Here is a 25,250-nt window from a genome sequence, read left to right as displayed (position 1 = left end):
TAAAAAGCAGTGATGAATAAAATCACAATCAATGAGCATTTATAATGAGTATAAAAATTATCCCCCAAGAACAACTTGAACAACAAGCTACAAACTCAGTTATTAGACAAATCCCGTTACTATTTTATCCATCACCTAAAACACTTTATGCTCATCGAGCAGAACGTTTAAAAACTCTTGCAAACAATAATCCAATTAGTGATTATTTGAATTTTTGTGCAATTATAGCTGAACAACAAGCCAATTTAATTAAACATCAGCCTATAGATATTGATGTAACGTGTTTATTAAATAGCGAATATCCTCCACTTAGTTTAGATAATTTACCTCTTAAAGATACTTGGCAAGATTACTTTACTCCATTACTCGACTCATTTTCTGATACCACGCAGCAAATCGCTATAGTCATTGAACAGCTTAAAAAAAATAGCGCTTTAGAATTACAAAATAAAGCATTACATTTGCTTAAAGGAGAATTTGATAAGGTTGATGGTAATGAAGCAATATTTATTTGGTCATCATTATCTGTTTATTATTGCCAATTGGCGAGTCAAATTAAAAGTAAAGCTATCGCAGAAAATACAGATAAACTTTGGTTATGTCCAGTTTGTAATAGTATGCCTACTGCTAGTATTATTCAATTAGGCGGTAACAACGGTTTACGCTATTTACATTGCAGTTTATGTGAAAGTGAATGGTATGTACCTAGAATTAAATGTACCTGCTGCGATAATATGAAAGACATACAATACCTCTCTTTAGAAAAAGAACTCGCTGCAATTAAAACCGAGTGTTGTGATGCTTGCCATAGCTATTTAAAAATATTTGATCAAGATAAAGATCCTCATATTGAAGTCATCGCGGATGATATTGCTTCGCTGATATTAGATATCAAAACCGAAGAAGAAGGGTTTGCTAAAAGCGGGATAAATCCTTTTATATTTGCTCAATAAAAACAAAGATACTGATAATATGGTTTTATAGGCATTATATCGAATATGAAATAATTCATTCAAAGCACATTAATTATTTAACTATTTTACAATAACGATTATTTTGTAACATGATCATCAATTAAATAAAATACAACTTCACATTTTTGATTAATAAAGCTAGAATTAAACTATTGTACTAGTTTGAGAGTTTAATTCATGAAACGTTTTATTTTATTGGTAACAATATTATTGCTTACACCTTTTTTAAGTTTTGCAGATACAATTAAAAATGTGGCCATTACGGCAATTGTTGAGCATCCTTCATTAGATCAAATCCGTGATGGTGTTAAAGATGAATTGGCAGACAGCGGCTATACGTTAAACAAGAATTTAACTGTCCAATACAAAAGTGCACAAGGAAGTAGTGCTACTGCAGCTCAAATTGCAAGGCAATTTGTAGCAGCAAAACCTGATGTTATTGTGGCAATTGCGACACCAAGTGCACAGGCAACAGCTGCAGCGACCAAACAAATTCCTATTGTATTTGCTGGAATTACCGATCCTATCGCCGCTAAATTAATTAAAGATTGGCAACCTGCTGGCACAAACATTACTGGTGTATCAGATTATCAAGAAATTGGTCCACAAATCGAATTTATGAAAAAAATTGTACCTAATGTTAAATCAGTAGGATATATTTATAGTCCAAGTGAAATTAATTCAACCGTGGTATTAAAAAATCTACAAACTCTTTTATCTCAACAAAATATTAATTTTATTGCGGTACCTGCTCAACGAACAGCTGATATTTCAACTGCTGCCAATACATTAAAAGGTAAAGTAGACTTAATTTACACGACAACCGATAACAATGTTGTTTCAGCCTATGAGTCATTAGTCAAATTTGCAAATGAAAATAAAATTCCTCTTTTAGCATCGTTCCCTGATGCGATTGAACGAGGAGCCGTTGCTGCATACGGCATGAGCTACTATGATGTAGGACGCCAATCAGGTAAGCTTGTTGTGCGCATATTAAAAGGTGAAAAACCAGGAAGTATAACTCCAGAAATAGGGCAAGCATTACGCCTTGTTGTTAATACTGATGCAGCTAAAAAACAAGGGGTTGCTTTGCCTCCTGAGATAATTCAATCTGCAGACAAAATCATAGGAAAATAATTAAGCCCTACTTCACTAAAATTAATTAAAAATTTTGCTCACTTAGTAGTTAGGTGAGCAAAAAAATATAACCTACAGTAATCCAATAACTGGATTAACATCAATTAATCAAGTTTACCAAGTTAACATCAAATCACCGACAAAGTGTAATAAAAAATTTACACAAATAACTGTTTTTATACTAGAAAATTATCTTTTTTTGCTTTATAGTAAATCAATATTTAGCTTGATTGTAAAAAAAACATTACAGGAGTGCTCTATGCGTAATTCTATCATTAAACTTTGTATATTACTTAGTTTATCGTTAGCAACATTTTATTCTTTCGCTGAGTCTAAAACCGAACAAAAATTTGTTGCCATTACAGCAATAGTTGAACACCCAGCATTAGATAATGTGCGTAAAGGTATTGAGGATGAGTTAAAAGATAGTGGTTATATTGCTGGAAAAAATTTAAAGTTACAATTTTTAAGCGCACAAGGTAGTAGTGCAAATGCAGCCCAAATTGCTAAACAATTTGTAGCAAATAAACCAGATGTTATTGTAGGGATTGCCACGCCAAGTTCGCAAGCATTAGTTGCTACAACAAAACTTATTCCTATTGTTTTCACTGCCGTTACCGATCCCGTAGCAGCAAAATTAACCCCGAGTTGGGATGCATCAAAGACAAATGTAACAGGTGTATCTGACGCCTTATCACTAGATTCTCAAATCGATATGATGCTAAAAATAAAACCTGAGGCTAAAAACATTGGTTATGTTTATAGCCCTAGCGAAGTTAACTCAACAATCATACTAAAACAATTACAAAATGAGCTAGAAAAACGGGGTATGAAAATTATTGCCGCTCCTGCGCAACGTACTTCTGATATATCTACCGCGGCTAGAAGTTTAAAAGGTAAGGTAGATATGATTTATACTACTACCGATAATAATGTGGTTTCTGCTTATGAAGCTTTAGCAAAAGTGGCTAATGAAAGTAAAATTCCTCTTATTGCATCCAATCCCGAATCGGCAGAACGTGGTGCTATTGCCGCTTTAGGCATGAGTTATTATGATCTTGGTCGCCAAGCTGGTAAAATTGTTATCCGTATACTTAACGGCGAAAATCCTGGTGATATTCCACCACAAGTGGGTAATGTTACTCAATTAACAATTAATAAAAAAGCGGCTGAACGCCAAGGTGTTATATTATCTGAAAATGTATTAAAATCAGCTACCAAAATTGTTGAAAAATAATTTTTACTTTTTTTATAACTAAGCCGCCAACTTTGGCGGTTAACTTTTATGGATTTTTTTCATGTCTTCTGAATTCTTATTAGGCTCAATTGGAATTGGGCTTATTTATGCGTTGGTGAGTTTGGGTGTATTTATCTCGTTTCGTTTACTTGATTTCCCAGATCTTACTGCTGATGCAAGTTTTCCACTTGGTGGAGCGATATGTGGATTATGCATTTATATTGGTATCGATCCTTGGATTGCAACGTTGTTAGGTATGTTTGCTGGCTGTCTTGCTGGAGCAATGACAGGAATACTGTATGTTAAACTCAATATTCTTCAATTATTATCAAGTATTATTGTAATGATAGGACTCTATTCTATCAATTTAAGAATATTAGGTGTTGGTCCGTATATTATGGATGAAACATCAAGAATGGCAGGATCCCCTAATCTTTCTTTACTTGATGCCAAAACTATATTTTCACCATTTATTGCTGAAGATTACAGCAACCAATATATTGTACAACCTCTTATGGCTTTAGGATTTGTCATTGTGTTTTGGGCTTTACTCAATGCGTTTTTAAATACCCAAATGGGATTGGCCTTAAGAGCAACTGGCACTAACCAACGAATGGCAAAATCGCAAGGCATTCCGACTGGAAGAGTCACAATTCTTGGTATGGCTATATCAAATGGTTTAATTGCTCTCGGAGGTTCATTATTTGTACAAACACAAGGTGGGGCTGATATCACCATTGGTGTTGGTACAATTGTAATCGGTCTTGCATCAATTATTATTGGTGAAAGCTTATTCCCCGCTAAACGAATTTGGGCTGTGATGCTAGCAGTTATTGTTGGTTCTATTTTATATCGTTTATTTATTGCATTTGCACTTAGTAATGAGTTTTTACAAGAAATCGGGGTTGGAACAGAAGATTTAAATCTCATTACGGCGATACTCGTTGTGCTGGCTCTTGTTGTGCCTAAGCAATTAAAAAAACACGCAAAAATAAGAGGTAAGTAAGCATGATTAAAGTTGAACAATTACAATTAACTTTTAATCAGGGTACACCAATTGAAAATCATGTATTACGAGGACTAAACCTGAATATTAGTGAAGGTGAATTTGTTACCATAATTGGTAGTAACGGAGCAGGTAAAAGTTCTTTATTGAATGTGATTAGTGGCGATTTACTTCCTGATTCAGGAAAAATTGCTATTAATGGTAAAAATGTCACTCGCTGGCCAGCATGGAAACGAGCTGGTATGGTTGCTCGTGTATTTCAAGACCCCATGGTTGGCACATGTGAAAACTTAACTATTGAAGAAAATCTCGCTATAGCTTATAACCGAGGATATCGTTTTACCTTATCTTCAGCTCTTAATCGAAATATCAGATCAATATTTAAAGAAAAACTTGCTACTTTAAATTTAGGTCTTGAAAATCGATTATCAGATATGATGGGATTACTCTCTGGAGGTCAAAGACAAGCTATTAGTTTGTTAATGTCAACTTTACAACCATCTAAAATATTATTGCTTGATGAACATACCGCAGCGCTTGATCCTAAAACTGCACAGTTTGTTTTAGAGCTAACCAATGAAATTGTTTCAAAAAACCAATTAACAACAATGATGGTGACTCACTCTATGAAACAAGCATTAGAATATGGCACCCGAACAGTAATGCTTCATCAAGGACAAGTTGTGCTTGATGTATCTGGAGAACAACGTGCTAAATTAACTGTAACGGATTTATTAGATATGTTTGAAAAAACACGTGGTGAAAAAGTTACCGATGATGCATTACTTTTAGGTTAACAATAAATCAAAAAGCAATATTTCTATCAAAAATATTGCTTTTCCAAACTTATTGATGCAAATTTTATTCTGGTCATATCTTGTTATTCATAAAGCCATTATATTTACTTTTTATTACAAATTGTAATAAAACTATTGATGTTTGAGCATAAAATATTCTATAACATCAAAGAAATAATTTTAAGTTAACAATCATTTAATCTTAAAACAAATCCAAGAATTCTAATTAGCCATTTTTAATAACACATTTTTAATTTTTGTCGAACTGCCATTAAAGCAAACCCTAATAAATTTTTACCTTGCCATGTCAATGGGTTATCTATATTCGGTGCATCTTGGGCTAAACCAATTCCCCAAATTTTATCAGTGGGACTAGCTTCAACTAAAACTCTTTGTTGAGTGGATAATAAAAAATCAGCTAATTGTCGATTTTGAGAAAATTTAGCGAAGTTACCCTCTATAACAATAGATAAACACTGTTCATCCCATATTTTATCAACAAATCCTCTGACTTGGCGTCCCAATGATTTAGCAAGGCCTGGATTGTTAGCTTTAAGGATTTCTTGTAATATTTTTTTATCCTCAAATAATCTTGCTTTTGCTGCCATCATATAATGTTCAGCTGTAGCATAATAAATATCATTAACAGTAAATCCGCTAGGGTACCATTGGCTAAAGCAAGATTTTGTAATTATAGACGAAGGCTCTCTTTGGTTATGTCCCCAAAAATATACATATTTAAATCTTTCTCCTGTTTTATAACGTTGGCATAACTCATCAATATCTACAATTTTTAGAAAAACATCGGGTTGATTATATTTCATAGTTAAAATAGTCCTTTAAAAATTCATAAGATATTTTTTTCGAAATCGCTTTATGGAGGAGTATTGTATTATAGATGATTTAATTAAACTTTTTCTGAAAAAAATTTACAAAAAAAGACGATTATTTTTATCACGCTCTTTTATTTTTTTTAAAAAAGATTATCTTATTAAGAATTCAAGTCAACATCTCTTTAATTACAAACAATGAAATTATATGGCCTTTCTGGTACAAAAATTAGCTGTGCATTTATATCTGCATGTATAAGTACCCCTTACAACACAACTCGTTTTATCAAAGATTTAATAGCTGGAATAACTGTTGGGATTATTGCTATACCACTAGCAATGGCATTAGCTATTGCTAGTGGTGTACCACCACAGCATGGTCTATACACAGCAATTATAGGTGGTTTTATCATTGCATTAACGGGTGGTTCAAGGTTTAGTGTTTCTGGACCTACAGCAGCATTTGTAGTTATTTTATACCCTGTATCATTACAATACGGATTATCTGGACTACTAATTGCAACATTGCTATCGGGTATATTTCTTGTATTAATGGGATTAATTCGATTAGGTAGATTAATCGAATATATTCCTTTACCCGTTGTATTAGGTTTCACATCGGGCATTGCCATAACTATAGCAACCATGCAAATTAAAGATTTTTTTGGTTTAACACTTGAGCACATGCCAGAAAGTTATATTGGTAAAGTTACGGAACTAGCTAAAACACTACCAACCATTAATATTGCTGACACTTTAGTCGGTGTAGTAACACTAATTGTGTTAATAGTATGGCCAAAACTTAGACTTAAAATATCAGGACACCTACCTGCTCTAATTGCTGGTATTGCTGTCATGTTTATTTTTAATCAATTTGGCTATCAAATTGAAACGATTGGTTCACGATTTACCTATACACTAGCTGATAATACGATAGGTCATGGTATACCCGCTGTTCTACCAGAGTTTATTTTACCTTGGCAGCACGCTGATTTTACTTGGGATTGGTCAACATTTACTGCCTTACTGCCAATTTCACTGACCATGGCAATGTTATGCGCAATTGAATCATTACTCTGTGCTGTGGTATTAGATGAAATGACACACACTAAACACCACTCAAATAGTGAACTCATTGGCCAAGGCTTAGGTAATATTATTGCACCATTTTTTGGTGGCATTTCAGCAACAGCGGCTATTGCGCGTTCAGCGGCAAATGTCAAAGCAGGTGCAACCTCGCCTATTGCAGCCGTTTTGCATTCTTTAGTTGTTTTACTTGCTCTTATTTGCTTCGCACCAGCATTATCATTTATCCCACTTTCTGCTATGGCGGCATTATTACTTATCGTGGCATGGAATATGAGTGCAGTTCAACGCGTCATTTATATTATCAAATGTGCTCCTAAAGATGATATTTTGATTATGCTTATTTGCATGTCGTTAACAGTACTATTTGATATGGTGATTGCAATTACACTTGGGATTATACTTGCCTCAATCCTATTTATGCGCCGTATCGCCCGCATGACTCGCTTAGTTGAACTTAATCGCAGTAACGATAAAACATTAGTGCTACGTATTAACGGGCCACTATTTTTTGCTGCCGCTGAACGTACATTTTTAGAAATTTATCAAAAGATTAATGGATATGAACACATAGTGCTACAATGGGATGCGGTACCTATTCTTGATGCTGGTGGGCTCAATGCTTTAATTCATTTTATTGATGAACTACCTGAACAAGTTGATCTATCAATTTGTGAGTTACAGTTTCAACCATTAAAAACATTAGCTCGCGCAAAAATTGTTCCAATTCCTAACAAACTAATGTTCTATTCAACGCTAGAAGAAGCACTGAAAGATAAAGATTAATTCTAAAATTAGATTTATTATATTAACTAATTTATATGCACAGTAACGGTTTGAACAGAAACTAATTACTGTGCAATAAATTGTACCTTCACTACCTTTCTTTTCATTTACTAAATCACCATTGACAAACTATAAGTGTTAAAAAGTGATTTTAATTTGAAATCCAAAATTAACTTATAAAAATAGGTAAATAACATGATATCTAACGAAAACAATGTCTACAATCTTAAAGAAAAATCAAGTTGGTTTATTTTAGTTGGTGTTATTTTAATTATATTGGGGGGCTTAGCTTTAGGTTATCAGTTCATGGCAACCGTCTTTTCTGTCTATTTTATTGGTTCATTAATTTTGATTGCAGGTATTGCCCAAGCGCTACATTCATTTCGCATTAAAGATTTTGGTCAGTCAGCATTATGGGCAGTAATGGGGATTTTATACATTTTTATTGGTCTAATGTCATTTTTCCAACCTGTTGCGGTTTCATCAGCCTTAACATTGGTGATTTCATTCTTGCTAATTATGAGCGGCTTTACACAAATATTTGCGGCTATGAATAACCGCAATTTACCTCGCTGGGGATGGGTTTTAACCTCAGGGATTATTACATTAATTTTAGGATTTATGATTATTGCAGGTTGGCCATATGACAGTCTTTGGGTATTAGGTATGTTTTTAGGTATCGACCTTATTTTCCAAGGTTGGGCATATGTAGCTATTGGTTTTGCATTAAAAAAATAGATGTTAAATAACACATTCGTTGCTCACAATCTAGCAATGACTTTCAAGAGGTTACCACTAATTGTGAGCAGCAAGTAATTACAGTAATGACTCGAACACAAATACAACTTATTTAATTTTGTTATAAATGAATTAAGCTGATTATTTATAGATTTTGTTAGTTTTTGCCTTAACTTCTTGCATTGTCTGTAAAATCCGATGATAGTTATCAAGCCTTGATGGTGCAATTTTGCCGTCTTGTACTGCTTTTTGTAGTAAACAACCTGGCGTATCAAAGTGATTACAATCGCGAAAGTGGCAACCGCCTAAATAATTATCAAATTCTTTAAAACCACTAATCACTTGTTCTGGCTCTAAGTGCCATAAACCAAATTCGCGGATCCCTGGTGAGTCAATAATATCTCCACCATTTGGTAAGTGGTAAAGCCGAGAGGAAGTGGTTGTATGTTGACCAAGTCCGGATATTTCTGAAATACCTCCAGTCATAACTGATTGTGATTGATGAGGTAACAGTAAATTAATAATACTTGATTTTCCCACACCAGACTGCCCAACTAAAATGGAAATCTTACCTTGCAAAGCTTCTTGTAATACAGCAATGCCTTGTTGATTTTGACATGAGACATACAAAACTTGATAACCAATATGAGTATAAATCGTCAATTTTTTTTCAACTTCAGTGCGTTGATCATCATTAAGCAAATCAATTTTGTTTAAAACAATAATAGGTTTTATATCAGTGCATTCACAAGCAACTAAATAGCGATCGATAATATTTAGTGATAATTCTGGCAAGACAGCCGAAATAATCACGATTTGATCAACATTTGCGGCAACGGGTTTAACGCCATCATAAAAATCAGGCCGGACAAGTTCAGAATGTCTCGGGTGAACCGCTTCAATAATACCATTGGTATTTGGCTCTAAACTTTCGCGCCATACTACTTTATCACCAGTGACTATCGACGGTAACGTGCGACGAATACTACAACGATAAATAAGACCTGCACTATCTTCAACATCTGCAGACTTACCAAAACGACTTATTACTACACCGTCACGAGGTGACGAAAAATTTGCCAGACTCTCATCTTGCTTTATTGCTAATCGTTGCTGATGTTTTGCCGCTACACGTCTTTTTTGATTATTGGATAGTTTATTTTTTGCCATAGTACTCATTTTTTACTAAAACAGATTGTCAGTTATGCTACACTACTCAGTATCAAAAAGAAAATCTCTATAGCAAATTATGAACAAACAATCTCAAATTAATAGTAACAATCTTATTTGGATAGATCTTGAAATGACTGGACTCAATCCAATAACTGATCGCATTATTGAGATCGCAACCATTGTTACCGATTCTAACTTAAATATTCTTGCTGAAGGACCTGTGATTGCAGTTCATCAATCTGATGAGCAATTAGCATTAATGGATGAGTGGAATCAAAACACCCATGGCAAATCAGGACTTATTGAGCGTGTTCGCAAAAGTACTATTAGTGAACAACAGGCCGAACAACAAACCATCGAATTTTTAAAACAATGGGTACCAGAAAACAGCTCTCCAATTTGTGGTAATACTATTGGGCAAGATCGTCGTTTTTTATTTAACTATATGCCTAATTTAGAAAGTTATTTTCATTATCGCTATTTAGATGTCAGCACAATTAAAGAATTAGCTAAACGTTGGAAACCTGAAATACTAAAAGGGATTAGCAAACAGAGTTCTCATCAAGCTCTTGATGATATTCGTGACTCAATTGCTGAACTTGTTTATTACCGTGAACACTTTTTTGATCTAACCAACTTATAATTAGTATGCAAATTTTATATACTTTTTTATTGTATTTGATTCAACCACTGGTTTGGCTAAGACTGCTTTGGCGTAGTCGTAAAGCACCAGCTTATCGAAAGCGTTGGCTTGAACGCTATGGTTTTTGCAAAAATAAAGTTAAATCTAACGGTATTTTAGTGCATGCCGTATCGGTGGGTGAAACGATAGCAGCCATCCCACTAATCAAAGCACTTAAACAACAATATCCTTGTTTACCTATCACAGTTACCACCATGACGCCAACAGGCTCAGAGCAAGTTAAGTCATTACTTGGTGATAGCGTTAGCCATGTATATTTACCTTATGATTTGCCCTGCGCGATAAATCGTTTTTTAAATACGGTTAAGCCCAAATTAGTGATCATTATGGAAACTGAGCTTTGGCCTAATTTTATCTGTCAGTGTTATAAACGAAATATTCAGCTAATTATTGCCAATGCCAGATTATCAGAACGTTCAGCTAATCGATACAGTAAACTCGGGCGATCCATTAGCAATTTACTATCAAAAATTAGTGCAATTGCCGCACAAAATAAGCAAGATGGGGAACGTTTTATTTCACTGGGTTTACCCCGTGATCGCTTAACAATAACCGGTAGTATTAAATTTGATATTGATTTAACAGATCAACAACAGCAAAAAATCAAAACGCTAAAACAGCGGTGGCAATTAGACCGCCCTATCTTTATTGCCGCAAGTACACATAATGGAGAAGATGAAATCATCTTATCTGCCTTTAAGCGGTTATTACAAAAATATCCCGATTTGTTATTGATTATTGTCCCCCGCCACCCAGAACGCTTTAAAACCGTCGAAAAATTAATTAATGATTGCGGATTAAATTATATAAACCGCAGTAGCGGTCAAATTCCTGCTAAACAAACCCAAGTCATTTTGGGTGATACGATGGGAGAATTAATAGAACTTTATGGTATTGCCGATATCGCCTTCGTTGGTGGCAGTTTAGTGAAACATGGAGGGCATAATCCATTAGAACCCGCACTTCACCACATCCCAATCATTAGTGGCGAACATTTTTTCAATTTTAAAGTGATTTGTGAGCAACTTATTTCAGCTGATGGCATGATCATTTGTGCTAGCACAGCCGATTCCCTTTATTCAGCGATTAATGGGCTTTTAGAAAATAAAACGCGTAGTCAACAAATTGGCGAACAAGCGTATCAAGTATTAAAACAAAATCAAGGCGCACTACATAGGCTTTTTAACATTATCAACTATTATCTTTGCTCAAAATAAGGATTACTTGTGAATAAAAAACAAGGGTTATTGCTGATTAATCTAGGTACACCAAACGCGGCAACACCAGATTCAATAAAACGGTACTTAACCGAGTTCTTACTCGATCGTCATGTCGTTGATTTACCGAAACTGTTTTGGTATCCGATTTTAAAGTACCTTGTAATACCTAAACGAGTGCCTTATATTATCCATCATTATCAAAAAATTTGGATAAATGGCTCATCACCTTTACTTCATTACAGCCAATTATTATGTGATAAATTACAACTCCACTTACCAAATATTCAATGTGAATTAGCCATGACCTATGGTGAACCCAATATTCAATCTGCATTGAACAAGCTTCAATCATGTTCAAAAATTACGGTATTGCCACTTTTCCCACAATACTCAACGACCACAACACTCGCTGTACTTGATAAACTTAAACAAGTTATAGCAACCGACAAAATCATAAATAGTATTGACTATATTCGTGATTATGCCGATCATCCAAGTTATATCAATGCACTTTATTTACAAATTAAGCAAGCATTTCAATGCCAAGGTGAGCCTGAAGTGCTTATACTATCTTATCATGGTATTCCAGAGCGTTATATTTACAAACGAAAAGATGATTATATTCAACGTTGTGAAATAACCACACAGTTAATAATCGAAAAATGCCGAACAAATAACATAAATATACCAATTCAAATGGCTTATCAATCTAAATTTGGAAAAGGTAAATGGGTTACGCCAAGTACCAGCGATACACTACAAACATTAGCAAAAAGTGGTGTTAACAATGTGCACGTCATCTGTCCCGGATTTTCGGTAGATTGTATTGAAACTATTTACGAAATTGACGAAGAAAATCGAGAAATCTTTTTAAATGCAGGTGGAAAATCATTTTATTATATTCCCACATTAAATGACACAGACTTACAGATTAATTTAATCATGACATTAATCAACCAAACTCAGCCACTTATACTTAATAATTTATACTGAAACACATAGTTACCTGAAACTTTTTGACAAAAATGATACGACTTAAAAATTACACTAAATAGTGTAATTGTTGATTTTTAAACGAATGAAATTTTAAATTAACGAATATTAATGCTAATTATCTATCGCCTAAGTAATCTATGGCGTATGATAAGGCATTATTTTATAATTCAGTATTTGAGCACTGAGGAGAAAATTAAGTGAAAATAATCATCATTGGCGCTCAAGCTGCAGGCGCAAGTGCTGCTGCAAAGGCTAAAAGAATGAACCCTGAGGCAACCATCCGTATTTATGAAAAATCAGATATTGTTTCGTTTGGTGCTTGCGGTTTACCTTATTTTATTGGTAACCACTTTACTGACGCCAACGAAATGATATCCCGAACGCCTGAGCAATTTCAAAAAGATGATATTGAAATAAAAACTTTGCATGAAGTCATTGCTATTGATACTAATCAAAAAAAATTAACTGTTAAAGATCTCAATACTGGCAATTGCTTTGATGATAGCTATGACAAGTTACTACTTGCAGTTGGTGCAAGTCCCATCATTCCCCCTCTTGAAAATAGCCAACTAAAAAATATCTTCACATTACGCAACCTGCATGACGGGTTAGCTATCAAACAGACATTATCCAACTCAAATATCAAAAATTTGATTGTTATAGGTGCTGGATATATTGGGCTTGAAATAGCTGAATCGCTTGTTGCTTTACAAAAAAACGTCAAATTGATTCAATTGGATGACAGAATTCTTATCGATGCATTTGATAGGCAAATCACTGAACTAATTGAAGAAAATATTAAACAACATTGTGATCTACATTTGCAAGAGCGAGTACTTGGCTTTGAAGGATCGCACAACGTCACACATGTAATTACTGATAAATCACGATATCCAGCCGATGTTGTTATTATTGCAACTGGTGTTAAGCCAAACAATGATATCTATAAAAACCTTGGTATTAAGACACTTGCAAATGGTGCCATAATCACCAACAGCTTTGGACAAACTAATATGGCAGATATTTATGCTGCTGGAGATTGTGTTGCCCTTCACCATAGAGTTAGTCATTCAATGGTATATATTCCACTTGCTACAGGGGCGAACAAACTAGGCAAAATTGTAGGCGAAAATTTAGGTGGCGGAAATTGTGAATATCCTGGCACTATTGGCACCTCAGCCTTAAAAGTCTTTGATATTGAAGCAGGACGAACAGGTTTAACTGAAAGCGAAGCCCAAAAATCTGGAATTCCTTATAAAACTGTCATAGTTAAAGATAAAAATCACAGCAACTATGTTGCTGGTCAAACAAGTGTAACAGCAAAACTTATCTATCATGCCGACACTCGAGTGATTTTAGGTGGTCAAATAGCTGGAGGGCAAGGTGCGGCATTAAGGGTCAACACTCTTGCAACCGCAATATGGACGAATTTGAAAATTGATGAATTAGCCATGATGGATTTTCTTTATGCTCCACCATTTTCCAGACCATGGGATATTTTAAATATTGCAGGCTCAATCGCAAAATAAGATAGGTATTAATAAATCTATCAATAAATATTTTACTAGATAATTAAATTTATTATTAAAGGGTGAGGATTAAATATGCCAGATGCCATTTTTCAAGGAGTCTTTTTTGAAAAGTTCTTATCTATTACTCATTACCAGACATTAATTGGTATAGGGTTATTGCTCATCTGTTTTTTTACAGTAATGAGACCATTACAAAAGCGAAAGGTTAATTTTTCAATACGTATGTTAGTTGGGTTAATACTTGGTGCTGTGCTAGGTTTAAGCATTCAAGCTGTAGCAGGGTTTCCTGACACATCAACAATCTGGATGCAAGAAACCGCAACTTGGTATGGACTATTTGGTCGAGCATTTATCGCTTTTATCCGAATGTTAGTGATACCACTCATATTTGTATCTATTGTTAAAGTAATTATCGATTTCTCTGGTAAAAAAAATCTACCCCAAATCGCATTCAGAGGAATTTTTTGGTTACTGTTTACAACAGCAATTGCCTGTATTGTTGGTATTTTGTTAGCTAATCTATTTGCATTAGGTGAAATAAGCTCAAGTTCTGTACATCAAGCTCAGGCAAAACAATACACTAATATTATTGATACCTTTATAAATCTAATTCCAAGCAATATTATTGCATCAATGGTAAACGAAAATATTGTTGGATTGGTCATTTTCTCTGCCTTAATGGGGATTGCCGCCAACAGAATGGAAAAGAAAAACTCACAACCGATTGCCCTATTTAAAACGTTTATCGAAGCACTTTATAAGATCATCATGTCGATTGCGATGACAGTCATAAAATACATGCCTTATGCAGTAATTGCTTTACTTGCTCGCACCATCATTTCTAACGGAATACCCGCAATTATTCAGGTTTCAAGTTTTGTTGCAGCGATCTACATCGCCACATTGATTATGTTGATTGTACATGTTGCCATTATTGTGATTCATGGTATTTCACCAATCATGTTTATAAAAAAAGCGCTAGGAACATGGTTATTAGCCTTTACAAGTCGCTCCTCTGTCGGTTCATTACCAATGACTATTTCAACACTAACCGTCCGAATGGGTGTTAATACAGGTACCGCAAATTTAGTTGGCTCTCTAGGTAGTACCATGGGAATGAATGGATGTGCCGGTTTCTTTCCTGCTTTACTTGCTGTTATGGTAGCTCATATGGTTGGTATTGATACTAATATCCAATTTTATATTATGCTTGTCATTGTAGTGGTTATTGGTTCAATTGGTATAGCTGGAATTCCTGGCACGGCAACAGTTGCCGCAACCGTTGTTTTATCAGGTATGGGCATGGCCGAATACTTCCCATTAATTGGTATGGTTTTAGCTGTTGATCCAATTATTGATATGGCAAGAACTTTAGCTAATGTATCTGGCGCTATGACAGCCGCTGTCGCAACCGATAAAGAAATTGGTCTTATGGATATGACAGTATACAACGACCCCGATATCACTCTTGAAAATGAGCAGCCAGAAGCTTAACTGTAATGGCTGTTGTTATGAGTGAAATAGAACAACAAATTTCAAGATAATAATCAAATTTTTGTTTTGCTATTATTGGTGTTGAACGATTTTTTTTGGGGAAACAGATTTTCTGAATATTGGTTTGAATTTGATGCTAAATTTTTTGCCTATGATATTTGTCCCGCTATGATTTGTATTTATGTCATAGCGGTAACTTCTGCTTTTTTTTGTGAGGATCACTACATATAAATCAATTTAAAGGCAGTTATTTTTTTAATTTAGGCGAACCGATAAAAGCCAAAATTAAATGTATAGAATCTTAATAAGTTCGGTAGTTTTAATTTTGGATATAGCATAAGTGCATAGATTAATAATAGCGGTAAATTAGAATGTAGTTTACGTGATTGTATTTGTATAGATGCCGTAATTTGGTAAAATAAGCAGGTAAACTTATAAAAGTTAATAATGTAACAATCGAAAGAATAAAAAATTAAGATTTAAAGATAGGTATATTGACATGCGGTGTTGTAGGAATTTTTTTTGCTCTAAAATCGTTCAGGTGGGTTATTGATTTTATTGAATTTTTTGGTAAATCAAATGGTAATAGAAAATTTTGGGGATCGGTGAGGTTTCAAACATTTTATCTATTAGTGGGTAGAATAGCTACAATAGCTACTTCCAATTTAGGGGATTAGCCGATAAACTGCACCGAAAAAGCCAAAACGTCCGTTCCTAAGTCTAATTCTAAAAAACATAACTATTTGACTTAAATTAAGAGCAAAAAACATTAATAAAATAAATGAACTATATAAAAGGTTTTTATAAAAAAATAATTATTTTAACCGCACCGAAAGGTTTGAATATTGCTTTTTTCCCAACGTCGGTATTTATCCAACAACTGAGTAAGACTAAAATTTATTTTGCACCCATATAATTTAACTGACGCCATGATTCATAAACCACAACGGCAACAGAATTAGATAAATTCATACTACGGCTAGTGGCGAGCATGGGAATGCGGATCTTTTTCTCTTGTGGTAGTGCATCAAGTATGTTTTTGGGTAAGCCTCGGGTTTCTGGTCCAAACATTAAGAAGTCATTTTGCTGGTAATCGACTTCACTGTGTGGCTTTTGTCCTTTTGTGGTTAAAGCATAAACTTGTGTTGATAGGTCTATTTGATTGGCATCTAAAAAATGGTTGAGATTTTTATAGCGTTTTACATCAACAAATTCTTGATAATCAAGCCCGGCTCGCCTTAACTTTTTGTCATCCCAGAAAAAGCCCATAGGCTCAATAATATGTAAATTGAAACCAGTGTTAGCACAAAGACGGATAATATTTCCAGTATTAGCAGGAATTTCGGGTTCAAATAAAACGATGTTTAAGGCTGAATTTGACACAACTTTTCTCATTTATTATTTATTGATGTTTATGAATTGGCAATATTATCACAATTCTAAGTCCACCAAGATGACTTTTTTCTGCTTTTACAGTACCGTGATCGCGTATGATGGCATTAGCTACAATAGCGAGCCCTAATCCAGTTCCGCCAGATTCACGATCTCGAGCTTCACTTGTACGATAAAAAGGTCTAAAAATTTGTTCTAGTTCACTTTCAGCAACTCCTGGACCATCATCATCAATTGTAATTGTTAGCTTTTGTTGTTGTGCTACAAAATTAATATCGATCTGTTTATTTGAATAGCGAAATGCGTTGCGTATAACGTTTTCAAGTGCGCTACACAAAGCAATTGGATAGCATAATATAGTATGGTTAGTTGGAAAATTTGTAACGACCAACGTTTTACCTATTTGTTCTGCTTCAAAAGTGGCATTATCAAGCACCTGTTTAAATAGAATATTAATTTTATTAACTTCACGAATTTCATTATTGTCATATTGTTGCCTTGCCAATGACAATAAGTCACCAATCATAGAATCTAATTTTATTGCTTCATTATTAATACGTATAACTTCACTGCTTTCACCTTGTTTGCGTCGCAATAGCGATGTAGCAAGCTGCAAACGAGTCAAAGGAGTGCGCAATTCATGAGAAATATCTGAAAACAAACGTTGCTGTACTTCTTGCATTCGTTTAAGCTCTCTTAGCATATGGTTAAAACTAGCCCCAGTAGCTTTATATTCAGACGATCCTATTTGTTCTAGCTCAGGCCACTCTTGTAAATTCCCTTTCGCAACCTGATCAGCTGCTTTTTTTAGCCCTCGAGCAGGTTTTGCAATACTCCAAGATAGCCATAGTAAAAAAGGAGAACTTGCCAGCATGGTTAAAGTTAATAGTAAAAAAGGATGATCAAATATAAAGTTGACTAATTGAGATTGAATATCTGTAGTTTGTTGTAGGATATATAATTGATATTCAGCATTAGCATAATGAATGAGAAAAGGTCCTATAATTTCTTGAGAATCATAAATTTTTTTTGCAGGATCTTTGACATCATGGGATTTTTCACTAAAGTTTTTGATTAAATCAATATTTTTTGTTTCAGCTGTAATGATTTGCCCATTAGGAGTAACAATAAATAAAAATTGCCCCGGTTTTTGATAACTATCCATAACAACAATAAAACGCATCCACCACCGAAAACTATCTTTTGGTACATTAATAAGATCATTTTCAATTTGATGCGCAAGCATATTACCAGCTTGTTTATCTTTGTTTGCTAAGTAGGTTAGGTTTCGAGCATCAAGACTCGGCAAAACCATTATTAACATTAGAAAAAAAGCTATGGTTAATAAAAATATTGTGAAAATTCTTATTGTTAGTTTATCAAAAAGCCACATATCATATTATCTGATCTTCATTATAAAGTTATTCATATAACAAATCGTCATTTCGATCAATTACAAATAAGTAACCTTTTGAACGTAATGTTTTAATCCATGGTAAACCATCACTTCTAGGCGGTAGTTTTTTCCGTAATCTAGATACATGTACATCAATTGAGCGAGCAAGTGGAGCTAAATTTTTACCCAAAACAAATTCGCTTAGTTTTTCGCGTGTAATTATCTTTCCCGAATTTTCTAGAAAGGTAAGCAACACTTGAAACTCAGTACCCGTTAAATCTATATACTTGTTATCAAAAAAAGCAGATCCCTGTTTTCGATTTACATTAAGTTTATCAATTGTATATTTAATTGGTTGTTCAGTTTCATCGTTTGCTACATTATCCCAATGCGCTCTACGCAAAAGTGCATTGATTCGGGCAATAAGCTCTCTATCATTAAATGGTTTTAGAATGTAGTCATCAGCACCAAGCTCAAGTCCAATCACTTTATCATATTCATTATCTTTAGCCGTTAAAAAAATAACAGGTATCGTAAATTTACCTCTAAGTTGAGATAAGAATTTAAGTCCATTCATTTCAGGCATCATAATATCAAGTAAAATAAGATCTATCGTACTATCAAACTTTTCTAAAGCCTGAATACCATTATTCGCTATTTCAACAAGAAATCCTTCTAACTCAAGAAGTTCTCGTAATAATAAAGTAATTTCTGGATCATCATCAACTACAAGTAATTTACTGCTCATTACAATCCTCTTTATTTCATTCATTCTTGATATTAATTTTTATACCAAATATAGTTTTATCCAAAAATTTACTATATATGTAAAAATCACGAACAATATAGTAAATTATTGTTAATTTTTATATAGAAAATATTTTTACATTATTATAGCCTTGGTCAATTAAATAAAGCGCTTGTAATTTACTCATGACTCCACGATCGCAATATAGTAAATATTGCTTCGATTGATCCAAATTCCCAAATTGCGTTGCTAACTTATAAAATGGAATATGCTTAACTTCAATATCGCTTAATATAAGTGGATTATCTTCCTGATCTTCTGAAGATCGAATATCAATAACCACGTGATCGGTACTCAAAGTTGTGACAGTTTCAACATGAGCAATTTTTGTATCAGTTTGTTTTGCTATCTCACGAATATCAATATTTTCAGCCTCGGCAACTGCTTTATCCAAAATCGTGAAATTAAAATTCATTTCCTCTGCTTCAATTTTTTCTTTCACGGCTTTAACTGTTGGGTTTTTAGATATTACGCCACAAAATTCTGGCATTGTTTTTGCTATATCTTCAGTACCAATTTGACGCGCAATATTGATAATGGTTTCTTTATCGTGTGTGATTAAAGGACGTAAAATTAATGTATCACTAGCATTATCAATTAAACGTAAATTGGTAAGTGTTTGGCTTGATACTTGCCCCAATGCTTCTCCAGTAACGAGAGCTTCCACTTTATAACGTTGCGCAATTTTTGATGCCGCACGAATCATCATCCGCTTTAAGATAACGCCCATTTGCCCATCATCAATTTTTTCAAGAATCTCACCAACAACATCCGAAAAATCAATAGCAATAAAACGCACTTTATGTGAGCTACCAAAACGCTCCCATAGGTAATGCGCCATTTGTTTAACTCCAATTTCGTGAGTTTTTCCACCAAGATTAAAGAAACAATAATGCACTCGGCTTCCGCGTCGCATTAGCATATAACTTGATACGCCAGAATCAAAACCACCCGATATGAGCGAAAGAACATCTTCTTGTGTACCAGTTGGAAAACCGCCAATGCCAGCATGTCGACCTTTTACCAGCAGTAACTTTTCTTTGTCGATTTCAAGATGAACGGTGATTTCTGGATGAGTTAATTTAACCTTAGCCGAAGACACATGTTGATTAAGCCCACCACCAACATAACGTTCAACATCAATTGAAGTAAATTCATGTTTACCTCGACGCTTAACGCGTACACAAAACGTTTTGTTTTCAATTAATGGAGCATAATAATCTAATGCTTTTTCAAAAATATCATGCATATCAACAAAAGTGATTTCATCAACGGCTAAAATATGATGTATACCAGGGATTCGCATTAATAATTCAAGTATCTTAGCTTCACTATTTTCAACTTTTGGACGAACTTCAATAAAATCCCAATGACGAATAACCGCAACATCTTCAATATGATGCTTTAAAATATTACGAATGTTACTTGTTAGTATTTTAATAAATCGTAAACGAACAGAATCACTTTTGATGGTAATTTCGGGAAAGAGCTTAACAATAAATTTCATAAATACAATTTGTCATAATACAAATGGCGATATTATACCGTTTTTTTAGATAGAAACGTACCATTGATTATCACAACTAACTTGTAATACTTATAGATACATTATGTTTGACACTAAATAAGCCAAAAAATCATCATAGAGCGTTACTTAAACGTTATGGAACGTTAATTTCGTGCAATAACCTTAGTATTTTGACATTAATAAATTTAATTTTCTCTACTACTTTATATCATAACAATATTATGAAGTTAGTTATCAATAGTTGTAATAACGAAATTAATGGCTATGGTATTAACCTTCAAAAGGAAACTAGTTAAAAATGTTTTATCTGAGTTAGCAGATTTCACATGGCAAAACCGTAATCATCTTCATATTGTGTATATCACAAGTATCCTCTCTATCGACTAAATTGATTGTTTATAACGATTAACAAGATTACAACCGATTGTTATAAACGATATGACAAGGAATAATATATTTCTAATAATAATGATTAATTTTTATCCAGCAATAATTTAATGAGTTAAAATGGCTAAACTTGATAGTGGAGAATGTAATTGTGTAGAATTAATTTCTTACTTATTGGAATTGCAAATCTTATTAGTCTAATACGAGGTTTATAAAATATATATTATTTAGATGTATTGGTTCTTTCAATAAGAATAAACTTACGAAAGGTGATAACAATATTTTACGTTTAAATAGAAAGAAATTAATACCGTTATTGCTATGTTAGCATGTTGTTTGATGTGACTAAAAAGGTAAAAGAGGTTTATGATTAATACAATAGATCAACAATTCTCTAACAATACAAAAATTTTTAAAACAATAAAATAAATCAATGGGAATAATTTAGGATGGAAAAAATTTATAAGCAACTAAAAATAACACTTTTCAAAGAAATCTTGTATTCAATTATTTTATTTATTTATTTTTTTCTACTTCCATTTTCAGCTACAGCTACCCTATCGGCAACAACAGTAGGAACAATTATGGGAAATGCGCCTCTTTTTATTTCGGCTTCTTCTGAAAATAATTTAGGTTTTACCGTTAAAGATACTTTTTATAGTGAACAATTAAAAAATATCCCTAAATCGTTTGATAAAAACCTTACATTAAATGACTTTATCATCAAAACACCAACTGATTTTAAATTTTCCCCCACTCTGAATTACTATGATGAAGATGGAGACAGAGGTAAGACTTCCGATAAAGGGGCTTTTTCTATTGGTGCAATTACCTTTAAATGGTTTGATAATGCAGGACAAGAAATTTCAAAATCTCAATATGGAAAGGTAATTGGTTGTGGCAGTGGGTTTCAGATGCCGCTTAAATTAGTTATTACTCTTTCTGATATACAAGTCCATTCTGAATATGGTGTTCCTAAAGACAGCGAATTATATAATTTAACCAAAATTTATCAAATTAATACTGATTCGGCGATCTGTTTTGCAAAACCTAATCAAATGATAGTCAATAATAATCAAACTTGGGGAAGTCCTTATCATTTTACACAAAATGGTAAAACAGATTGTGTACTTGTAGGTTATGGTACTGTAGAAGACTCTTTGATTGATCCGAACCGAGGATATAAAGGCTGGAATAAAATTGGTACTGAATATAGAGATTCGATTTGTGGTGGAGGTTACGATCATAATGTTTTTGACCCTCTCAATGGATTTTATGCATCTGCCTATCCGAAGTTTCCAACAACAGGTTTTTCTGGCGCTCAGTTTCAATTAATTATGACTGGTGCCCAAACAGATTGGGATTATTCTGTGAATACAACACCAGTAGGTAGTGTGACAGTAGATAATAATGGCATGGTTTATCTCAACCATAAACCTAATGGCACAGTAACGGTATCAGCAAAATTTAAATCAGATAACAGCATAATACATAGTTACACATTCAATCCAACCAAAACATGGGTTGCTCCAAAAGATGGAGTATACACATATGAACAAGCAACGCAAGTATGTCATGGCGAAGAAAACATACCTACTCGAGCTGAAATGTCAAATTCTCCTAATGCTTTAGATTCATGGAAAATAATACCACTGACTTGGGATCTGTTTACACGGACAATCAACCAAGGGGTATTAAGTGAATGGGGAATGACAACTTTCCCAAATTACCCTAAGTCCAATTGGTTCACAGGAGAACAATGGTTTTTTTCATCTGATGAGTTTCCACTAACAAATCAATACCCAGGACGTTCTAACCGATATGCTATTGACGCTTGGATAGGGCAAGTTGAAGTATGGGGAAAAGAACAAAAATTACACGCTGTATGTAAAGAATAATTACTTTATTTAAACTAAAAGAAATTAATGCAGTCAATAATCATGGCGCTTATTTTAGTTTAGACATTAACAATCTCAGATTGACTAAAAATTTTTTTTAAAACAGACTAACAATTTATGAAATTTTACTTGCTTGTTGGTCTGTCTTTCGCTAATATTTCGCATCAATAAATTCTGTTGTATAACATATAAATTGACAGGTTGAAATGTACGAATTTTTAATTATAAGCTATTTAATTATCGCGGTTATAATAGTTGCGTTAGTTTTAATACAACGAGGTAAAGGTGCTGACATGGGCTCATCATTTGGAGCTGGTGCATCCGCAACTTTATTTGGCTCTTCAGGTAGTGGGAATTTTTTAACTCGCGCTACCACTTTATTAGGTATTTTGTTTTTTGTAATAAGCATTTTACTTTCAAATTTAGGTAGCAAACCACGAATAGCTTCATCTAGCGAATTTGAGAATATTGAAGATACTGTACCAGTAACAACACAGCTGAATGAAGGTAATACTGCACCTACTACAGCTCCAGTTACTCAACCTGTACAGCAAAATTCGACTTCAGATATACCTGAATAACAACGGCGCCGTGGTGGTGAAATTGGTAGACACGCTATCTTGAGGGGGTAGTGCTCTAAGAGCATGCGGGTTCAAGTCCCGCCCACGGCACCAAATCAATAAACAGTAACATTCTTTTAAACCCAACAAAGCACACCAAACCCAGTAATAACAAGCCTTAAAGTCTATTTTATTGCCCATTAAGTATCATTAAGGTACATTTACAACCAAAGTTTTTAGGACTATATTAAGGACTATGCAAACATATTAAAATAATTTCATAGTCCCATAAGAGAAAAGTATGCCTAAAAAAGTAACCCCAATGACGGATACACAAATAAAGAATGCCAAGCCACAAAGTAAGGATTATCCTATTTATGATGGAAATGGTTTGCTTTTACTTATTAAGTCAACAGGGGCAAAAATATGGCAATTCAGATATTACCGCCCTATAACTAATAATAGGACTACTGTAAGCTTCGGAAGTTATCCAGAAGTTTCGCTACAGCAGGCACGAAAACAACGAGATGAAGCACGCGAATTAATTAAACAAGGGATAGATCCACAGCATCACAAAGCGGAACAAGAACAACGTAAGCAAGAAGCTTGTAATAATACCTTTTACGCTATGGCTGAGAAATGGTTCAAATTCAAAACAGAACAAGGTTTAGAAGAACAAACGCTCAAAAAGGCTTGGCGTTCATTAGAAAATCATGTTTTCCCTTATATAAAAGATATTCCAATAAACCAAGTAACAGCTATCAAAGCGATTAACGCATTACAGCCATTAAATAACAATAATAAATACGAAACAGTAAAAAGAGTTTGCCGGCGAATTAATGAAATAATGTATTATGCTGTCAATATGGGAATTATCGATAATAACCCTCTAGCCAAAATCACCGACGTATTTAATAGCCCGAAAGTAAAAAATCAGCCAACTATTCCCCCTACTGAGTTACCGCAGTTCATGCAAGCTTTAGCTATGGCAAAGATTGAATTGCAAACTAGATGCGTGATTGAATGGCAGTTATTAACATTAACGCGACCAAGTGAAGCCGTAGGGGCTAAGTGGGAAGAAATTAATCTAGATAAAAAATTATGGAGTATTCCTGCCGAACGCATGAAAATGGATAGACCTCACAATATACCCTTATCACCGCAAGCAATAAAAATACTTGAGATAATGAAATCTATTAATCATAAAAGTGAGTTTGTTTTCCCAACAGCAAGACCGCCTTATAACAAGCCAATGAGTAGCCAAACCGCTAACATGGCAATAAAGCGCATGGGATACAAAGATAAGTTAGTTGCGCATGGATTAAGAGCTTTAGCTAGTACCGCATTAAACGAACAAGGCTTTAATTATGATGTCATTGAAAGCGCGTTATCGCATGTAGATAAAAACGCAGTAAGGCGAGCCTACAACAAAGCAGAATATGAACATCAAAAGCGTATTATGCTTGACTGGTGGGGTGACTTTGTCGAGCAAGCAAGCCAAGGAAATGTCTCACTATCAGGTAACCGCAATTTAAAGCTAGTTAATCATTAACCATATCGCGCTATTCATAC

21 protein-coding genes and 1 tRNA gene are annotated in these 25,250 nt (G+C 34.0%); 16 read left to right on the top strand and 6 right to left on the bottom strand.

The annotated features are described in order from the left end of the window. Window positions 1–44: 44 nt before the first annotated feature. From fdhE to ACGH6Q_RS09335, 5 genes are all read left to right on the top strand, one after another. Complete coding sequence (gene fdhE / locus ACGH6Q_RS09355) at window positions 45–953, top strand: formate dehydrogenase accessory protein FdhE (protein WP_296300403.1); 909 nt, start codon at window positions 45–47, stop codon at window positions 951–953. Window positions 954–1,151: 198 nt separating this feature from the next. Continuing rightward, on the top strand, window positions 1,152–2,111 hold the full coding sequence (locus tag ACGH6Q_RS09350) for an ABC transporter substrate-binding protein (RefSeq protein ID WP_296300401.1): 960 nt from the start codon (window positions 1,152–1,154) through the stop codon (window positions 2,109–2,111). Between the two features lie 259 nt (window positions 2,112–2,370). Next, the gene (locus ACGH6Q_RS09345) at window positions 2,371–3,348 is read left to right on the top strand and encodes an ABC transporter substrate-binding protein (protein ID WP_174798939.1); all 978 of its coding nucleotides are present in this window, start codon (window positions 2,371–2,373) and stop codon (window positions 3,346–3,348) included. Between the two features lie 61 nt (window positions 3,349–3,409). Next, window positions 3,410–4,354, top strand: a complete 945-nt coding sequence (locus tag ACGH6Q_RS09340) for an ABC transporter permease (protein ID WP_065560857.1) — start codon at window positions 3,410–3,412, stop codon at window positions 4,352–4,354. A gap of 2 nt (window positions 4,355–4,356) precedes the next feature. Continuing rightward, complete coding sequence (locus ACGH6Q_RS09335; RefSeq protein ID WP_296300398.1) at window positions 4,357–5,151, top strand: ABC transporter ATP-binding protein; 795 nt, start codon at window positions 4,357–4,359, stop codon at window positions 5,149–5,151. A gap of 236 nt (window positions 5,152–5,387) precedes the next feature. On the opposite strand, the gene ACGH6Q_RS09330 is transcribed toward ACGH6Q_RS09335, so the two are convergent. Beyond that, window positions 5,388–5,975: an NADAR family protein gene (locus ACGH6Q_RS09330; RefSeq protein WP_296300396.1), complete on the bottom strand. Its 588-nt coding sequence runs from the start codon at window positions 5,973–5,975 to the stop codon at window positions 5,388–5,390. A gap of 204 nt (window positions 5,976–6,179) precedes the next feature. Between ACGH6Q_RS09330 and dauA the strand changes: the two genes are divergently transcribed. Further along, complete coding sequence (dauA, locus tag ACGH6Q_RS09325) at window positions 6,180–7,853, top strand: C4-dicarboxylic acid transporter DauA (RefSeq protein WP_296206968.1); 1,674 nt, start codon at window positions 6,180–6,182, stop codon at window positions 7,851–7,853. 195 nt (window positions 7,854–8,048) lie between these two features. Beyond that, window positions 8,049–8,591: an HdeD family acid-resistance protein gene (locus ACGH6Q_RS09320; RefSeq protein ID WP_065590246.1), complete on the top strand. Its 543-nt coding sequence runs from the start codon at window positions 8,049–8,051 to the stop codon at window positions 8,589–8,591. 141 nt (window positions 8,592–8,732) lie between these two features. Here the strand turns inward: ACGH6Q_RS09320 and rsgA are convergent, their stop codons facing one another. Then, window positions 8,733–9,761: a small ribosomal subunit biogenesis GTPase RsgA gene (rsgA, locus tag ACGH6Q_RS09315; protein ID WP_085164950.1), complete on the bottom strand. Its 1,029-nt coding sequence runs from the start codon at window positions 9,759–9,761 to the stop codon at window positions 8,733–8,735. A gap of 79 nt (window positions 9,762–9,840) precedes the next feature. Here rsgA and orn point away from each other — a divergent pair, with 79 nt between their 5' ends. The 5 genes from orn (at window position 9,841) to ACGH6Q_RS09290 (ending at window position 15,709) form a co-directional block, all read left to right on the top strand. Further along, on the top strand, window positions 9,841–10,407 hold the full coding sequence (orn, locus tag ACGH6Q_RS09310; protein WP_034911832.1) for an oligoribonuclease: 567 nt from the start codon (window positions 9,841–9,843) through the stop codon (window positions 10,405–10,407). A gap of 5 nt (window positions 10,408–10,412) precedes the next feature. Then, a complete protein-coding gene (gene waaA, locus ACGH6Q_RS09305; protein WP_411592667.1) occupies window positions 10,413–11,684 on the top strand; it encodes a lipid IV(A) 3-deoxy-D-manno-octulosonic acid transferase in 1,272 nt (423 codons plus the stop codon). A gap of 9 nt (window positions 11,685–11,693) precedes the next feature. Continuing rightward, a complete protein-coding gene (gene hemH / locus ACGH6Q_RS09300) occupies window positions 11,694–12,680 on the top strand; it encodes a ferrochelatase (RefSeq protein ID WP_411592666.1) in 987 nt (328 codons plus the stop codon). Window positions 12,681–12,880: 200 nt separating this feature from the next. Next, a complete protein-coding gene (locus ACGH6Q_RS09295; protein ID WP_296302081.1) occupies window positions 12,881–14,212 on the top strand; it encodes a CoA-disulfide reductase in 1,332 nt (443 codons plus the stop codon). Window positions 14,213–14,287: 75 nt separating this feature from the next. Then, the gene (locus ACGH6Q_RS09290; protein ID WP_411592665.1) at window positions 14,288–15,709 is read left to right on the top strand and encodes a cation:dicarboxylate symporter family transporter; all 1,422 of its coding nucleotides are present in this window, start codon (window positions 14,288–14,290) and stop codon (window positions 15,707–15,709) included. 897 nt (window positions 15,710–16,606) lie between these two features. Here the strand turns inward: ACGH6Q_RS09290 and trmL are convergent. The 4 genes from trmL to thiI form a co-directional block, all read right to left on the bottom strand. After that, window positions 16,607–17,092 (bottom strand): tRNA (uridine(34)/cytosine(34)/5-carboxymethylaminomethyluridine(34)-2'-O)-methyltransferase TrmL, encoded by a 486-nt coding sequence (gene trmL / locus ACGH6Q_RS09285; protein WP_244178553.1) that lies wholly within the window; start codon window positions 17,090–17,092, stop codon window positions 16,607–16,609. Window positions 17,093–17,111: 19 nt separating this feature from the next. Next, entirely contained in the window at window positions 17,112–18,494 is a 1,383-nt protein-coding gene (gene cpxA / locus ACGH6Q_RS09280; RefSeq protein WP_296300360.1) for an envelope stress sensor histidine kinase CpxA, read from the bottom strand. A gap of 28 nt (window positions 18,495–18,522) precedes the next feature. Then, on the bottom strand, window positions 18,523–19,245 hold the full coding sequence (locus ACGH6Q_RS09275) for a response regulator (protein WP_411578789.1): 723 nt from the start codon (window positions 19,243–19,245) through the stop codon (window positions 18,523–18,525). A gap of 118 nt (window positions 19,246–19,363) precedes the next feature. Beyond that, window positions 19,364–20,812: a tRNA uracil 4-sulfurtransferase ThiI gene (thiI, locus tag ACGH6Q_RS09270; protein ID WP_085166041.1), complete on the bottom strand. Its 1,449-nt coding sequence runs from the start codon at window positions 20,810–20,812 to the stop codon at window positions 19,364–19,366. An 857-nt stretch (window positions 20,813–21,669) separates the two neighbouring features. On the opposite strand from thiI, the gene ACGH6Q_RS09265 reads away from it, so the two are divergent. The 4 genes from ACGH6Q_RS09265 (at window position 21,670) to ACGH6Q_RS09250 (ending at window position 25,230) form a co-directional block, all read left to right on the top strand. Further along, on the top strand, window positions 21,670–23,118 hold the full coding sequence (locus tag ACGH6Q_RS09265; protein ID WP_411592664.1) for a hypothetical protein: 1,449 nt from the start codon (window positions 21,670–21,672) through the stop codon (window positions 23,116–23,118). Between the two features lie 206 nt (window positions 23,119–23,324). Beyond that, window positions 23,325–23,699, top strand: a complete 375-nt coding sequence (gene secG / locus ACGH6Q_RS09260; RefSeq protein ID WP_296302078.1) for a preprotein translocase subunit SecG — start codon at window positions 23,325–23,327, stop codon at window positions 23,697–23,699. A gap of 7 nt (window positions 23,700–23,706) precedes the next feature. Next, window positions 23,707–23,792 (top strand) — tRNA-Leu (locus ACGH6Q_RS09255). Window positions 23,793–23,979: 187 nt separating this feature from the next. Next, a complete protein-coding gene (locus tag ACGH6Q_RS09250) occupies window positions 23,980–25,230 on the top strand; it encodes an integrase domain-containing protein (RefSeq protein WP_085166039.1) in 1,251 nt (416 codons plus the stop codon). Window positions 25,231–25,250: the final 20 nt, after the last annotated feature.

This window comes from Gilliamella sp. BG2 (genome assembly GCF_046635645.1).
In the GTDB taxonomy this organism is placed as follows: domain Bacteria; phylum Pseudomonadota; class Gammaproteobacteria; order Enterobacterales; family Orbaceae; genus Gilliamella; species Gilliamella bombi.
Note: the sequence above shows the minus strand (reverse complement) of the source record. Positions and strands in the feature narration are given on the sequence as shown.